The 15651-nt window shown below is 71.1% G+C and carries 12 protein-coding genes; 9 read left to right on the top strand and 3 right to left on the bottom strand.

What is annotated here, in order from left to right; genetic code table 11:
• Positions 1-7 precede the first annotated feature (7 nt).
• The 6 genes from QHG49_RS10335 to QHG49_RS10310 all read left to right on the top strand — a co-directional run bounded on the left by QHG49_RS10335 (position 8) and on the right by QHG49_RS10310 (position 6861).
• Positions 8-1153: an ABC transporter ATP-binding protein gene (locus QHG49_RS10335; protein WP_145485729.1), complete on the top strand. Its 1146-nt coding sequence runs from the start codon at positions 8-10 to the stop codon at positions 1151-1153.
• Positions 1153-2082: an ABC transporter permease gene (locus QHG49_RS10330; RefSeq protein WP_145485536.1), complete on the top strand. Its 930-nt coding sequence runs from the start codon at positions 1153-1155 to the stop codon at positions 2080-2082. Before QHG49_RS10335 ends, QHG49_RS10330 begins: the two co-directional genes overlap by 1 nt.
• Positions 2083-2883, top strand: a complete 801-nt coding sequence (locus tag QHG49_RS10325) for an ABC transporter permease (RefSeq protein ID WP_145485535.1) — start codon at positions 2083-2085, stop codon at positions 2881-2883.
• A 55-nt stretch (positions 2884-2938) separates the two neighbouring features.
• A complete protein-coding gene (locus tag QHG49_RS10320) occupies positions 2939-4369 on the top strand; it encodes an FAD-binding oxidoreductase (protein ID WP_159705497.1) in 1431 nt (476 codons plus the stop codon).
• Between the two features lie 124 nt (positions 4370-4493).
• Positions 4494-4952, top strand: a complete 459-nt coding sequence (locus QHG49_RS10315; protein WP_145485533.1) for a hypothetical protein — start codon at positions 4494-4496, stop codon at positions 4950-4952.
• 85 nt (positions 4953-5037) lie between these two features.
• On the top strand, positions 5038-6861 hold the full coding sequence (locus tag QHG49_RS10310) for a chitinase (protein ID WP_301488803.1): 1824 nt from the start codon (positions 5038-5040) through the stop codon (positions 6859-6861).
• Here QHG49_RS10310 and QHG49_RS10305 read toward each other — a convergent pair.
• Both QHG49_RS10305 and gabT read right to left on the bottom strand, forming a co-directional pair.
• Positions 6800-7492 carry a phosphatase PAP2 family protein gene (locus tag QHG49_RS10305; protein ID WP_301488801.1) on the bottom strand — a complete coding sequence of 231 codons (693 nt, stop codon included), beginning with the start codon at positions 7490-7492 and terminating at the stop codon, positions 6800-6802. The genes QHG49_RS10310 and QHG49_RS10305 overlap by 62 nt on opposite strands.
• A gap of 399 nt (positions 7493-7891) precedes the next feature.
• The gene (gabT, locus tag QHG49_RS10300; protein ID WP_145485530.1) at positions 7892-9226 is read right to left on the bottom strand and encodes a 4-aminobutyrate--2-oxoglutarate transaminase; all 1335 of its coding nucleotides are present in this window, start codon (positions 9224-9226) and stop codon (positions 7892-7894) included.
• A 400-nt stretch (positions 9227-9626) separates the two neighbouring features.
• On the opposite strand from gabT, the gene QHG49_RS10295 reads away from it, so the two are divergent.
• The 3 genes from QHG49_RS10295 to QHG49_RS10285 all read left to right on the top strand — a co-directional run bounded on the left by QHG49_RS10295 (position 9627) and on the right by QHG49_RS10285 (position 15127).
• Positions 9627-11831: an ATP/GTP-binding protein gene (locus QHG49_RS10295; protein WP_370530448.1), complete on the top strand. Its 2205-nt coding sequence runs from the start codon at positions 9627-9629 to the stop codon at positions 11829-11831.
• A gap of 93 nt (positions 11832-11924) precedes the next feature.
• Entirely contained in the window at positions 11925-13520 is a 1596-nt protein-coding gene (locus QHG49_RS10290) for a PucR family transcriptional regulator (RefSeq protein ID WP_301488797.1), read from the top strand.
• Positions 13521-13681: 161 nt separating this feature from the next.
• Positions 13682-15127, top strand: a complete 1446-nt coding sequence (locus tag QHG49_RS10285; protein ID WP_301488795.1) for an aldehyde dehydrogenase family protein — start codon at positions 13682-13684, stop codon at positions 15125-15127.
• Positions 15128-15224: 97 nt separating this feature from the next.
• Here QHG49_RS10285 and QHG49_RS10280 read toward each other — a convergent pair whose 3' ends face one another.
• Positions 15225-15638, bottom strand: coding sequence for a hypothetical protein (locus QHG49_RS10280; RefSeq protein WP_301488793.1), 414 nt, complete (start codon positions 15636-15638; stop codon positions 15225-15227).
• Between the last annotated feature and the right edge of the window lie 13 nt (positions 15639-15651).

Below are 15651 nucleotides of genomic sequence, written 5' to 3'. Positions count from 1 at the left end.
GACCACGATGACGACAGACAACAGCGGCGACGTCCGCCTCTCCGGTATCGGCAAGACCTACGGCGCCTTCACCGCCGTACACCCGCTGGACCTCACCGTGCCCCAGGGCTCCTTCTTCGCCCTGCTCGGCGCCTCCGGCTGCGGCAAGACCACCACCCTGCGCATGATCGCGGGCCTGGAGGAGCCGACCAGCGGCACCGTGCACCTCGGCGACCAGGACGTCACCCATCTGCCGCCGTACAAGAGGCCCGTCAACACGGTCTTCCAGTCCTACGCCCTCTTCCCGCACCTCGACATCTTCGAGAACGTCGCCTTCGGTCTGCGCCGGCGCGGCATCAAGAGCGTCAAGAAGCAGGTCGGGGACATGCTGGACCTGGTCCAGCTCGGCGAGCAGGCGCGCAAGAAACCGCACCAGCTCTCCGGCGGCCAGCAGCAGCGCGTCGCCGTCGCCCGCGCCCTGATCAACCACCCCAAGGTGCTGCTCCTCGACGAGCCGCTCGGCGCCCTCGACCTCAAGCTGCGCCGCCAGATGCAGCTGGAGCTCAAACGCATCCAGACCGAGGTCGGCATCACCTTCATCCATGTCACGCACGACCAGGAGGAGGCCATGACCATGGCCGACACGGTCGCGGTGATGAACGGCGGCCGCGTCGAGCAGCTCGGCGCCCCCACCGACCTGTACGAGAACCCGCGGACCACCTTCGTCGCCAACTTCCTCGGCACCTCCAACCTGATCGAGGCCGAGGTCGACACGGAGAGCGGCGACGACATCGTGCTCAAGGCCGCCGGCGACAAGCTGGTGCTGCCCGCCGCCCGATGCAGCGCGCCCGCCCCGGCCGGCGGCAAGGTGCTGGTCGGCATCCGCCCCGAGAAGATCGCGCTCGCCCACGCCGACGACGCGGGCGGCATCCCCGAGGGCCGCAACCGCCTCACCGGCAAGATCGCCGACGCCAGCTTCATCGGCGTCTCCACGCAGTACGTCATCGACAGCCCGGCCTGCGCCGAACTCTCGGTCTACGTCCAGAACGTCGAGCGGGACGCCCGCCTGGTCCCCGGCGCGGACGTCGTCCTGCACTGGAGCCCCGCGCACACCTTCGGCCTCGACGCGGCCCAGGCCATCGACGCGGGCACCGGGGAAGAGGTCGCCGCCTGATGTCGACACTCACCGAGGCGCCCCCGCCGCTCGCCCCCGCAAAATCCGCGGCCAAGCCCCCGCGCAGGCGCGGCCGGTTCACCCCGTACTGGCTGCTGCTGCCCGGCATCCTGTGGCTGGTCGTCTTCTTCGCGCTGCCGCTGGTCTACCAGGCCTCCACATCCGTGCAGACGGGCTCCCTGGAGGAGGGCTACAAGGTCACCTGGCACTTCGCGACCTACTGGAACGCCCTCTCCGAGTACTGGCCCCAGTTCCTGCGGTCCATCTTCTACGCCGCCGGCGCCACCGTGCTGTGCCTGCTGCTCGGCTACCCGCTGGCGTACCTGATCGCCTTCCGCGCGGGCCGCTGGCGCAACCTGATCATGATCCTGGTGATCGCGCCGTTCTTCACCAGCTTCCTGATCCGCACCCTGGCCTGGAAGACGATCCTCGCCGACAACGGGCCCGTCGTGCACGCGCTCAACTCGCTGCACATCCTGGACCTCACCGACTTCCTCGGCTGGACGGCCGGCGACCGGGTGCTGGCCACCCCGCTCGCGGTGGTGTGCGGACTGACGTACAACTTCCTGCCGTTCATGATCCTGCCGCTGTACACCTCGCTGGAGCGGATCGACGGACGGCTGCACGAGGCGGCCGGCGACCTGTACGCCAAGCCGTCCACCACCTTCCGCAAGGTGACCTTCCCGCTGTCGATGCCGGGCGTGGTCTCCGGCACGCTGCTGACCTTCATCCCGGCGGCCGGTGACTACGTCAACTCCGAACTCCTCGGCTCCACCGACACCCGCATGATCGGCAATGTGATCCAGACGCAGTTCCTGCGCATCCTGGACTATCCGACGGCGGCGGCCCTCTCCTTCATCCTCATGGCCGCGATCCTGGCCATGGTGACGATCTACATCCGCCGGTCCGGGACGGAGGACCTGGTCTAAATGCCCGTCGTCAACTGGCTCAAGCGCCATCTCGTCGTCATCGCGGGACTCTTCACCCTCGCGTATCTGCTGCTGCCCAACGTCATCGTCACGGTGTTCTCCTTCAACAAACCGAAGGGGCGCTTCAACTACCAGTGGCAGCAGTTCTCCCTGGACGCCTGGAAACAGCCGTGCGGCGTCGCCGACATGTGCAACTCGCTGTCCCTCAGCCTCCAGATCGCCGTCTGGGCGACGCTGGGCGCCACCGTCCTCGGCACGATGATCTCCTTCGCGCTGGTCCGCTACCGCTTCCGCGCCCGCGGCGCCATCAACTCGCTGATCTTCCTGCCGATGGCGATGCCCGAGGTCGTCATGGCCGCCTCGCTGCTCACCCTGTTCCTCAACATGGGCGCCCAGCTGGGCTTCTGGACGATCCTGATCGCCCACATCATGTTCTGTCTGAGCTTCGTCGTCACCGCCGTCAAGGCGCGCGTGATGTCGATGGACCCGCGCCTGGAGGAGGCCGCCCGGGACCTGTACGCCGGGCCCGTGCAGACCTTCCTGCGGGTCACCCTGCCGATCGCGGCACCCGGAATCGCCGCGGGCGCGCTGCTGTCCTTCGCGCTCTCCTTCGACGATTTCATCATCACCAATTTCAACGCCGGCTCGACCGTCACCTTCCCCATGTTCGTCTGGGGCTCGGCACAGCGCGGAACACCCGTTCAGATCAATGTGATCGGCACGGCGATGTTCCTGCTCGCGGTGCTGCTGGTCCTCGTGTCGATGCTGATCAACAATCGCCGTAACAGCCAAAAGGCGTAAGCCGAAAAAGCGCACAGCGAACAAGCGCGAAAAAGCTCTGTAGGGAGTTGAAATCATGGCCCCAAGCGCCATGAGTCGTGGCCAAGACAACTGGATCTCCTCTCTCTCCGAAGCCCAGCCGGTCCCGTACTGGCTGGAAGACCCCGGCAAGCCGGCGCCCGAGCCCGCCCTCACCGGCGCCGAGACCTGCGACCTGCTGGTCGTCGGCGGCGGCTACAGCGGACTGTGGACCGCGCTCATCGCCAAGGAGCGCGACCCGGGGCGGGACGTCGTCCTGCTGGAAGGCCGCGAGGTGGGCTGGGCCGCCTCCGGCCGCAACGGCGGCTTCTGTGCCGCCTCCCTCACCCACGGCCTGCCCAACGGGCTGACCCGCTGGCCCGACGAGATCCACAAGCTGGAGGAGCTGGGCCGGCGCAACCTCGACGAGATCGAGGCGGCCGTCGCCCGGCACGGCATCGACTGCGAGTTCGAGCGCACCGGCGAGATCGACGTGGCCACCGAGACCTACCAGGCGGCGGAGCTGCGCGACTGGCACCGGGAACTCCAGGAGCGGGGCCTCGCGGACGGCATGGACTTCCTGGACGAGGCCGCCGTGCGCGCCGAGGTGGACTCGCCGACCTTCAAGGCGGGCCTGTGGGACCGCCGGGGCGTCGCCATGCTGCACCCGGCGAAGCTCGCCTGGGGCCTGAAGCAGGCGTGCGTACGGCTCGGGGTGCGGGTGTACGAGCACACGCCCGCGCTCACCCTCAAGCAGTACGGCGCCGGGATGGCCGTCCGCACCCCGTACGGCGCCGTCCGCGCCCGCAAGGTCGCGCTCGGCACCAACATCTTCCCGAATCTGCTGCGCCGCGTGCGCTCGTACACCGTCCCGGTCTACGACTACGCGCTGATGACGGAGCCGCTGAGCGAGGAGCAGCTCGCGGAGATCGGCTGGCGGGGCAGGCAGGGGCTCGGCGACAGCGCCAACCAGTTCCACTACTTCCGGCTGTCCGCCGACAACCGGATCCTGTGGGGCGGTTACGACGCCATCCACCACTACGGCGGCCGGGTCCGGGCGGAGTACGACGACCGCCCCGAGACCTACGCCAAGCTCGCCGGGCACTTCTTCACCTGCTTCCCGCAGCTGGAGGGCGTCCGCTTCACCCACGCCTGGGGCGGCGCGATCGACACCTGCTCCCGCTTCTCGGCCTTCTTCGGCACCGCCCACCAGGACAAGGTGGCGTACGCGGCGGGCTTCACCGGCCTCGGCGTCGGCGCGACCCGCTTCGGCGCGGACGTGATGCTCGACCTGCTGGACGGGGAGCGCACCGAGCGCACCGAGCTGGAGATGGTGCGCAAGCGGCCGCTGCCGTTCCCGCCCGAGCCGTTCGCCTGGACCGGCATCGCCCTCACCAAGTGGTCGCTGGCCCGTGCGGACGCCCACGGCGGCCGCCGGAACCTGTGGCTGCGCACGATGGACAAGCTGGGCCTCGGCTTCGACAGTTAGTTCGCGTGACCCAGGTCACTCCGTAAGGGCGCCGGAACCCGCGTAATGCTCCGGTACGGCCTCCCTCTCTCCCCCCGAGGCGACGCGAGAGCGTCGCGCACCGAGGAGAGCGGGAGGCCTGCTCATGGGTGGGACGAAGACGGCGGTGGAGTGGCTGGCATCTGTGGCACCGGATCCCCGGGGGTGCCGCCGGGAGTGGGAGCGCAATCCGCACGGGGTCGCGCTGCTGCCCGCGGGCCGGGCCTGGGACGTGCTGATCCTCCCGGCCCATCTGGGCCATCCGACGCTGGACGTGCTGACCCGGATGCTCGGCCGGCCCGGCCCGGTGCTCGCCGACTTCGGCGACAACCGGATCGGGTTCTTCGTGGCGCCGGGTACCGCGGAGCGCTGGCTCGGCACGGGGGTGCGCACCGCCGGGAACGGCACCTGGATCGTCGTACCGCATCCGGGCCGGGCGAGCCGGGGGGTGCGTTGGCTGGTGCCGCCGGACGGATCGGGCACGCTGACCGACGCGGCGCTGCTGGAGCTGGCGATGCACGAGGCGGCGGCGCGCCTGGTGCTGGGGGCGGGGGAGGACGGGTAGCGCGCGCATGTCTTGACACCAGGATTGGTCTGGACCAAATTGAGTGCCGTTCCACCCTCCAACTCCCCCCTGCCCGGAGGTCTTCGTGGACCGCTCCAGACCCCTGCTCGCCCTCCTCGCGGCCACGGCCCTCGCCGTGCCCGGCCTCACCGCGCTCTCGTCGGCCGCCCGCGCGGCCGACGCGGACGTGCTCCAGAACGGCGGCTTCGAGTCCGGCCTGTCCGGCTGGACCTGCTCCGCCTCCTCCGGTACGACCGTCAACTCGCCTGTGCACAGCGGTAGTTCCGCGCTCCAGGCCGCCCCGGCGGGCAGCGACAACGCCCAGTGCGCCCAGACGGTGAGCGTCCAGCCCAACTCCCAGTACACGCTGGCCGGTTACGTCCGGGGCTCGTACGTCTACCTGGGCGCGAGCGGCACCGGCACCACCGACGTCTCCACCTGGACCCAGTCGGCGCCGGACTGGCAGAAGCTGAGCACCACCTTCACCACCGGGCCCTCGACCACCAAGGTCACGGTGTACACCCACGGTTGGTACGGCACCGGTGCCTACGACGCCGACGACCTCTCCCTCACCGGCCCCGGCGGCAGCGGCGGCACCACCCAACCGCCCGCCGTACCGGCCGGGTTGACCGCCTCCTCGGTCACCTCCTCGTCCGTCGCCCTGTCCTGGTCGGCGGTGAGCGGCGCCACGGGGTACGCGGTCTACCGCGACGGCGTCAAGGTCCAGAGCGCGAGCGGGACGTCGGCCACCGTCACGGGGCTCACCGCCTCGACGGCGTACAGCTTCCAGGTCACGGCGGTCGACGGCGCGGGGGAGTCCGCGAAGTCGGCGGCGGTGGTGGTGACCACGAGCACCGGCGGGACGGGCGGCGACCCGGGCGGCGGCTCCGCCGGTCTCCCGGCCCACGCCCTCGTCGGCTACCTCCACGCCAGCTTCGCCAACGGCTCCGGATACACCCGGCTCGCGGACGTCCCCGACAGCTGGGACGTCATCGACCTGGCCTTCGCCGAGCCCACCTCGCCGACCTCCGGGGACGTGGAGTTCACCCGCTGCCCGGTCACGGACTGCCCGAACGCCGAGAGCGACGCCGACTTCAAGGCGGCGATCAAGGCCAAGCAGGCGGCCGGCAAGAAGGTGCTGATCTCCATCGGCGGCCAGAACGGCCAGGTCCAGCTGACCACCACGGCGGCCCGGGACGCCTTCGTCTCCTCCGTCTCGAAGATCATCGACACCTACGGCCTCGACGGCCTCGACATCGACTTCGAGGGCCACTCGCTGTCCCTGGACACCGGCGACACGGACTTCAAGAACCCCACCACGCCCGTGATCGTCAACCTCATCTCGGCGCTGAAGACCCTGAAGGCCGAGTACGGCGCAAAGTTCGTGCTGACCATGGCCCCGGAGACCTTCTTCGTGCAGAACGGCTACCAGTACTACGGCACCGGCAAGTGGGGCGGCCAGGACCCGCGCTGCGGCGCCTACCTCCCGGTGATCTACGCCCTGCGCGACGACCTCACCCTGCTGCACGTCCAGGACTACAACTCCGGCCCGATCATGGGCCTGGACAACCAGTACCACTCCATGGGCGGCGCCGACTTCCACATCGCCATGACCGACATGCTGCTCACCGGCTTCCCGGTGGCCGGCGACCCGAACAACGTCTTCCCGCCGCTGCGCCCCGACCAGGTCGCGATCGGCATGCCCGCCTCCACCAACGCGGGCAACGGCTACGTCGCCCCGTCCGAGGTCACCAAGACCCTGGACTGCCTGACGAAGAAGACCAATTGCGGCTCGTACACCACCCATGGCACCTGGCCGGATCTGCGCGGCCTGATGACCTGGTCGATCAACTGGGACCGCTACGCGAACTGGGAGTTCCAGAAGACGTTCGACGGCTACTTCGGCTGAACCGGCGGCTCCTTCGGCTGAACCCCGGCAGGGCGCCGAGCGCGGTCAGCAGCACCGCGCTCAGGCACCAGCTGCCCAGCACGTCCAGCGGCCAGTGGTAGCCGTGGCGGACCAGGCCGTAGGAGACGCCCAGGACCAGGGCCGCGCAGAGTGCGAGGGCGGTCACCCGGGCGGCGCGGGTGCGCAGCCAGGGCAGCAGGAGGAGGGTCGCGGAGCCGTAGGCCACGGCGGCGGTCGCCGTGTGCCCCGAGGGGAAGTAGCCGACGGCCGGGGGCACCGCGGGGGTCCCCGGCCGCGCGATCCAGTCCTTCAGCGGTACCACGAGCGCCGGGAGCAGCGCCATCAGGACGGCGGCCGCGAGGGGCGGCAGCCACCAGCGCGGGTGCCCGGCGCTCCGGCCGCGCCACAGGGCGTACCCGGCGGCGGCCAGGAGGACCGGGACGGCGACCTGGACATTGCCGAGGTCGGAGAGGAACTGCGCGAGTCCGTCGGGGTGGACCAGGTCCCGGCTGAGGCGGGCGTCCGCGCGCAGCAGCGGGCCGTGGCCGAGGACCTGCCAGGTGAGCAGCAGGAAGAGGACGACGGGGGCCGGGATGCCGAGAAGGAGGGCGCGGCGGACGGGGTACGACACGGGGGCCAGCCTGGCAGGCGGGCGCGCGAGCGGTCGTACCGGGGCGGCCTTCCGGTGAGGCCCGGGGGAGGAGGCCGGCCGCCCCGGAACAGGGGGGGTGGTCACGGGGCGGCCGTCCGGACCGGAACGTCGCACGCCCCGGGGGGTTTGGGGCGGCGACCGTCCGATCGGTGAGGAGATCCCGGCGTCAGGCGCCGGTTGTGTGCGCGAAGGCACGACCAGGTCGAAGCTGGGGATGCCCCGGCCTGATGTCGCCCACGGTCCCCCGTGGACGGGGTGTATCTCTCATCTGGGTAGAACCTACGGCAGGCCGAGGCGCTTGGGCAGGCGGATTCCCGTCCCGACATGTACCCCGCACACCTTCTTCACACGGCCTGCCGCAGCCGGGAAACCGGAACCTCAGATACGGGCCAGGGCCTGCTCGACGACGTCCAGACCCTCGTTCAGCAGGTCCTCGCCGATGACCAGCGGCGGCAGGAAACGCACCACGTTGCCGTAGGTGCCACAGGTCAGGACGAGAACACCCTCGGCGTGGCAGGCCTTGGCCAGCGCGGCGGTGGCCTCCGTGTCCGGCTCCTTGGTGGCGCGGTCCTTGACCAGCTCGATGGCGATCATGGCGCCGCGGCCGCGGACCTCGCCGATGATGTCGAACTTCTCGGCCATGGCGGAGAGGCGGCCCTTCATGACCTCCTCGATGCGCTTGGCCCTGCCGTTGAGGTCGAGCTCCTTCATGGTCTCGATGGCACCGAGCGCACCGGCGCACGCGACGGGGTTGCCGCCGTACGTGCCACCGAGGCCGCCGGCGTGCGCCGCGTCCATGATCTCGGCGCGGCCGGTCACCGCGGCGAGCGGCAGACCACCGGCGATGCCCTTGGCGGTGGTGATGAGGTCCGGGACGATGCCCTCGTCCTCGCACGCGAACCACTGGCCGGTGCGGCAGAAGCCGCTCTGGATCTCGTCCGCGACGAAGACGATCCCGTTGTCGGCGGCGAACTGGCGGATCGCGGGCAGGAAGCCCTTGGCCGGCTCGATGAAGCCGCCCTCGCCGAGCACCGGCTCGATGATGATCGCGGCGACGTTGTCCGCGCCGACCTGCTTGCTGATCTGGTCGATGGCCTGCTTGGCGGCCTCCGGGCCGGCGTTCTCCGCGCCGGTCGGCCAGCGGTAGCCGTAGGCGACCGGGACGCGGTAGACCTCGGGCGCGAACGGGCCGAAGCCGTGCTTGTACGGCATGTTCTTCGCCGTCAGCGCCATGGTCAGGTTGGTGCGCCCGTGGTACCCGTGGTCGAACACCACGACGGCCTGCCGCTTGGTGTACGCACGCGCGATCTTCACGGCGTTCTCGACGGCCTCGGCGCCGGAGTTGAACAGCGCGGACTTCTTGGCGTGGTCACCCGGCGTCAGCTCGGCCAGCGCCTCGGCGACGGCCACGTAGCCCTCGTACGGGGTGACCATGAAACAGGTGTGGGTGAAGTCCGCGAGCTGGGCGGAGGCACGGCGTACGACGGCCTCGGCGGAGGCGCCGACGCTGGTCACGGCGATACCGGAGCCGAAGTCGATCAGGCTGTTGCCGTCCACGTCCTCGATGACACCGCCGCCGGCACGCGTGACGAAGACCGGCAGCGTGGAGCCCACGCCCTGGGCGACCACGGCGGTACGGCGGGCCTGAAGCTCCTGCGACTTCGGGCCGGGGATGGCGGTGACGACGCGGCGCTCCTGCGGAAGTGCGGTCATGCGGGGCTCCTGGGGGTATTACGGACGCTTGCCTTCTTTTCCCGCAGGCTAAGACGGGTGCGGGGAGCTGGGCATGCTCCATGTGGGCGTTGTGCGGCGCCGCGGTTGTCCGCGGTGGACATAGCGAGCGTACGGCCGTACGGCCCCCTCGGCGCCCCCTCCGGCCCCGCAACCCCCGAACTCCCCTCCCCAGGCACTAGATTGCTCGCTGACGGTGGACGGATCGGCTGGTCAGGGGGCAGGGCGGATGCACAACGACGAAACCCACAACACTCGCAGAACCCAACCCGGCCCACTACCCCATCCGACCCGCCCACCGGAGGGACCGGCCGTACCACCAAAACCGACGGTGCCTCCCGGCGTACCGGCGCCTGCCGACGGCTCGGCGTTCCTGCAGTGGTTGCGCACCCCTCGCCCGGAAGCCGCTCCCGGGCTCTGGCGCTTCGGATACCGCCCCCGTCCCCAGGAGGCCGACGGCAAGGTCTCCGACCGCGCGCTGCTGACGGGAGCCGTGGGCGCCCTGCTGGCGGCTCTCCTCGTGTGGTCGCTCTGGGTCAACAATCTGGTGCCGCACAAGAGAATCCTGCTGGAACTGGTCACGCCGTCCGACTGGTGGGGGATCGACCCGCCACGCGCGGCTTTCACCGCAAGCGCCATTTACGACAGCCTCTTCGCCACGCTCGTTCTGTATTACTTCGCGCGCGTGGGCAACTGGAAAGAGGTGGTCCGCCGGTATGTCACCGACCGTCCGCAGCCGTCGCGCGCCCTGCGAGCCGCCGTCCTCGGGGCACTCCTCGCCTGGCTGATCGCCTGGCACGGATTTCTGTCGTACTACAAACTCGCCGTGAGTGTGACACCGGGCAGCTGGCTCTTCGTACCGGGGGACCCCGTCGCCACGCTGAACCGGCTCAAGATGGTCAAGACCGTGCTCACGCTGCTGATCCTCTGGCCGTTCGCCGTGGCGGGCGACTGGAGAGGGCTGCTCCGCGGCAGGCAAGGCGCCCGGCAGGCAGCCGACGGCCCCGTGGAGGCACCGGGTGCCGGAGGCACGGACTGGCCCGACCTGCACGCCTATGGCCAGCATGCCGTGGCCGAGCGGCTGACCGAGGAAGCGCGTACGGGGCGGATGAACGACGTGGACTGCGCGAGGATCCGCCGCGCCTGGACCTCGGTCGTGGCCGACCCGGCCCGTCTGAACGCGTTCACATCCGCCGTGTTCAGCGAGGGGGCTCGGGCCTGCCTGCACCCCTCCGGACAGCGTGACCTCCCCAGCCGCACCAGCCTCCATGACCTGCTGACCTCCCAGGTACGCATCGGCCGGTACGCGGACACCGAGCGCACACCCGCTCCCCAGCGCGCTGCCGGCGCCGCCGTGGACCCCGCCACGCTGGGCACCTCGCTGCTCGTGGTCGGCCCTTCCGGCTCGGGCAAGACCGCCCGTCTGGTGCGCCCCATCGCGGAATCCCTCGCTCTCCAGGCCCTGTCGGGGCAGGCGGCCCTCGTCATGGTGGGCGCAGCCGGATCTGCCATGGGTGCGGATCACGGCTACGACGTCGTGATCAAGCCGGGGGACCGGACATCGGAACACGACCTCGATCTCTACGGAGGGACGGACGACCCCGACGAGGCGGCCACACTCCTCGCGGACGCCCTGGCCGGAGACTGGTCCGAGGTCGAGCTGCGGCGCGCGGTCACCGTGCTGACCCAGCTTCTGGGGCCGTTCCGCGCGGTTCACGGCCGGTTCCCATCCGTGTCCGAACTGCGCGAACTGCTGGATTCAGAGCCGTCGGCACTGAACCGACTGAAAACCGTGCTCGACCCGCACAAGCACTCCCTGCTGCACCGGGAGCTGGATGCGCGGGTGCGGCAGGCCGGCATTCCGGGAGACGTCGGAATAGCGCTTGCCGACCGGCTCGGCTGCCTGGACCGTCCCGTGTTCGCGGACTTCTTCGACACTTCGGGCCGTGCGCGTCCCTTCACCTTGCGGTCGCTCGACCACCCCCTGCGCGTGAGGATCGACCTGCCGGAACGGACCCACCCCGAAGCCGCCCAGTTGCTGGCCCGGCTGGTGATCGCCCAGTTCACGACGAGCATGGCCACACGGGCGGATCGTTCACTGTTCGCCTGCCTGGTCCTGGACGACGCGACGCATGCGATCACCTCCGGATCGGTCCGCGCCCTGCGCAGGCTTCGGGACAGCCGTGCGGGCGTGGTCCTGAGCCTGCGGTCCCTGGCCGATGTGCCGGAACACCTGAGGCAGCCGCTGATCGCGGCGGTCGGCTGTCACGCCGCCTTCTCGGGGATCACGACCTGGGAGGGCGCGCTGTTCGCGCAGGCGTGGGGCACGGAGTGGGTGGAGACGACGGAGGTCGCCAAGCACACGGTGTTCGCGGACCAGCCACTGACCCGGATGATCCACGCCGTCCGAAAACTGGGCACCGGCAAGCCGGTCACCACGGACGCCGTCACCGTCCGCCAAGTGGAGCGCGAACGCTGGTCCGCCTCCGAGTTGGCGCACGGGGTTCCGGCCGGGCACGCGGTGTTGTCGTTGACCAGTGTGCGGGGGGAGCACGCGCCGCCGTTGCTGGTGGATCTCAGGGCGTGAAGCGGCCAGCGGCGGATCGTACGGTGAGGCAGAATCGGGGAAGGCCGTTGGTAGGTGGCGGCCAACACCGCCCCCCGTCACCGTGAAGGCACCATGCCCCCGACGCTCGCCTCACTCGTCCACCACTCGGCGCTGAAACTGACCGTCCGGGCCGGCGCCGACCACCTCGACGTGCCCGTGCGCTGGGCGCACGTCAGCGAGCTCGCCGACCCCGTGCCCTACATGGAGGGCGGCGAACTGCTCCTGATCACCGCGCTCAAGCTGGACGCGGAGGACCCGGAGGCCATGCGCCGGTACGTACGGCGGCTGGCGGGCGCGGGTGTCGTCGGACTCGGGTTCGCCGTCGGGGTCAACTACGAGGAGATCCCGAAGGCCCTCGTCGACGCCTGCGCGGACGAGCCCCTGCCGCTGCTCGAAGTCCCCCGCCGCACCCCCTTCCTCGCCATCAGCAAGGCCGTCTCCGCCGCCATCGCCGCCGACCAGTACCGCGCCGTCACCGCCGGCTTCGCCGCCCAGCGCGAACTGACCAAGCAGGCCCTGATCTCCGGCCCCGAGGGCCTGCTCACCGCCCTCGCCGCCCAGGTCGACGGCTGGGCCGCGCTCTACGACGCCTCCGGCACCGTCGTCGCCGCCGCCCCCGACTGGGCCGGCCGCCGCGCCGGCCGCCTCACCGGCGAGGTGGAGCGGCTCAGGGAGCGCCCCGCCCCCGCCTCCTCCGTGGTCGGCGGACCCGAGCACGAGGACCGCGTCGAACTGCACTCCCTCGGCACCGGCCGCCGCCCCCGCGCCGCCCTCGCCGTCGGCACCGCCGCCGCCCCCGGTACCGCCGAGCGGTACGCCGTACATTCCGCCATCGCCCTGCTCACCCTCACCACCGAGCGCTCCCGCTCCCTGCACGCCGCCGAGCAGCGCATCGGCACCGCCGTCCTGCGCATGCTGCTCGCCGGGGAACCCGACCACGCCCGCGCCGTCGCCGGCGACCTGTACGGCGGGCTGCTGGACGCCCCGTTCCGGATGATCGTCGCCGAGTCGGTGCCCGGCGCGCGGGCCACCGCGACCGGCGGCGACCGGCTCGGCACCCTCGCGGAGACCCTGGAGGCCGCCGCCGCCCGCTCCGGCGAGGCGGTACTGGTCGTACCGGAGGGCGAGCGGCTCGTCGTACTGGCCGCGGACGGCGGCGCCGCGGTCGCCGCCTGCGTCGCCTGGGCCACCGAGCTGGAGGCCGCCCGCACCAGCCCCGAGCGCGCGGGCGCCGACGAGGACGAACTCGTGGTGGGACTGTCCGCCCCGACCGGTCCGATCGCCGCCGCAGCCGCCTACAAGCAGGCCGAACAGTCCCTGTCGGTCGCCCGGCGCCGGGGCCGGGTCCTGGTCGAGCACGAGCGGCTGGCCGCCGGATCCGTGCTGCCGCTGCTCGCCGACGACGCGGTGAAGGCGTTCGCCGACGGACTGCTGCGACCGCTGTACGAGCACGACGCCACCGGCCGCGGCGACCTGGTCGCCTCCCTGCGCGCCTGGCTCTCCCGGCACGGGCAGTGGGACGCGGCCGCCGCCGACCTGGGCGTGCACCGGCACACGCTGCGCTACCGGATGCGCCGGGTCGAGGAGATCCTCGGGCGTTCGCTGGACGACCCGGACGTGCGCATGGAGCTGTGGCTGGCGCTGAAGACCACCTCGACCGACCAATAGCCGCGGTAGTAGTCCGACAAGTGCCGCGGTAGTAGTCCAATAAGTAGTGCCCGCCGCCCCTACTGCTACGGCACGGACAAGCGACCCCCGGCCCCCGCCGCCCTACCGTGGAGCACGAAAGCCAAGGACGCCCCCCAACGCGGAAAGGCCGGGAATCGCACATGACTTCCACCCACGCCTTCTGGCTCGCCGGCCGCCAGGTCACCGGCGAGACCACCTTCGACGTCACCTCGTCGTGGGACGGCCGGCTCGTCGGCACCGTCAGCGTGCCGACCGACGCCCAGGTCGAGGAGGCCGTGGCCGCCGCGTACGCCGCCCGCGACGAGTTCGCCGCCACCCCCGCGCACGTACGGGCCGCCGCCCTCGACCACGTGGCCAAGCGCCTGACCGAGCGCACCGAGGAGATCGGTCAGCTGATCTCGGCGGAGAACGGCAAGCCCATCAAGTGGGCCCGCGGCGAGGTCGGCCGCGCCGCCTCGGTGTTCCGCTGGGCCGCGGAGGAGGCCCGCCGGTTCAACGGCGGCGAGGCCCAGCGTCTCGACACCGACGGCGGCGGCGAGGGCCGGCTCGCGCTGGTGAGGCGCTTCCCGAAGGGCGTCGTGCTCGGCATCGCGCCGTTCAACTTCCCGCTGAACCTCTGCGCCCACAAGATCGCCCCCGCGATCGCGGCCGGCGCCCCGATCATCCTCAAGCCGGCCCCGGCCACCCCGCTGTCCGGCCTGGTCATCGGCGAGCTGCTGGCCGAGACCGAGCTGCCGGCCGGCTCCTGGTCGATCCTGCCGGTCGCCAACGACAAGATGCCCGCCCTGGTCCAGGACGAGCGGCTGCCGGTCATCTCCTTCACGGGTTCCGAGAAGGTCGGCTACGCGATCATGGACTCGGTGCCGCGCAAGCACTGCACGCTGGAGCTGGGCGGCAACGGCGCGGCCGTCGTCCTCGGCGACTTCTCCTCGGACGCCGACCTGGACTGGGCCGCGAACCGCATCGCGACCTTCTCCAACTACCAGGGCGGCCAGTCCTGCATCTCCGTGCAGCGCGTGATCGTGGACGCCCCGGTGTACGACCGGCTGCTGCCGCGCATCGTCGCCGCCGTCGAGGCCCAGGTCACCGGCGACCCGAGCGACCCCAAGACGGATGTCGGCCCGCTGGTCAGCGAGGACGCCGCCAAGCGCGTGGAGTCCTGGGTCAAGGAGGCCGTCGAGGCCGGTGCCGCGCTGCTCACCGGCGGCGACCGCGACGGCGCCTCGTACGCGCCGACCGTCCTCACCGACCTGCCCGCGGACGTCACCCTCGCCCGCGAGGAGGTCTTCGGACCGGTCCTCAGCGTGCAGAAGGTGCACGGCGAGGCCGAGGCGTTCGCCGCGGTCAACGACTCCAAGTACGGCCTCCAGGCGGGCGTGTTCACCCACGACATCCAGGCCGCCTTCCGTGCCCACCGCGCCCTTGAGGTCGGCGGCGTGGTGATCGGCGACGTCCCGTCCTACCGCGCCGACCAGATGCCCTACGGCGGCGCCAAGCAGTCCGGCGTCGGCCGCGAGGGCGTCCGCTCCGCGATGGAGGACTACACCTACGAGCGCGTCCTCGTCCTGACCGGGCTCGCGCTCTGACCTGCCGCAGGTCGCCATGAGCTGACCTGCCACGGACAGGTCGGAAGCGGAACGGCCGGTGCCCACTGTGCGGGGGCACCGGCCGTTTCCGTGCCGTCTAGAACCGTCGGGTGGAGATGGCCTGTCCGTCGGAGGCGTACACGGTCGCCTCGGCGTGGCCCGTGCCGCTCTGCCAGGTCCGGTAGGCGGTGACGATCTGTCCGGCCCGCGCGGTGTAACTGCTCGCGAAGCGGCTGTCCCAGTCGGTGTATATCCCGACCCGCTGGTTGCCGGTGTGGGCGGTCAGCCGCGTGACGTGCCGGACGGCGGCCTTCTCCGGCGGGGTTCCTTCCTGGTCGACCCAGACCCTGAACATGCTCGCCTCCGATGTCGGTACGGGTTCCATCGTGGCTAAGACGGGACCGTGGCCGGGGACGACCTTCGTCGCGTGCGCGCTGTGTTCCACGCTCGCGACCACGCCGACGACGGTCATGGCGAGGATGGAGCCCGCGATCAGCTTTCCCTTGTGCATGGTGACAGACCTC

The organism is Streptomyces sp. WP-1 (genome assembly GCF_030450125.1).
GTDB lineage: Bacteria > Actinomycetota > Actinomycetes > Streptomycetales > Streptomycetaceae > Streptomyces > Streptomyces incarnatus.
This window is presented reverse-complemented; position numbering and strand designations above follow the sequence as displayed.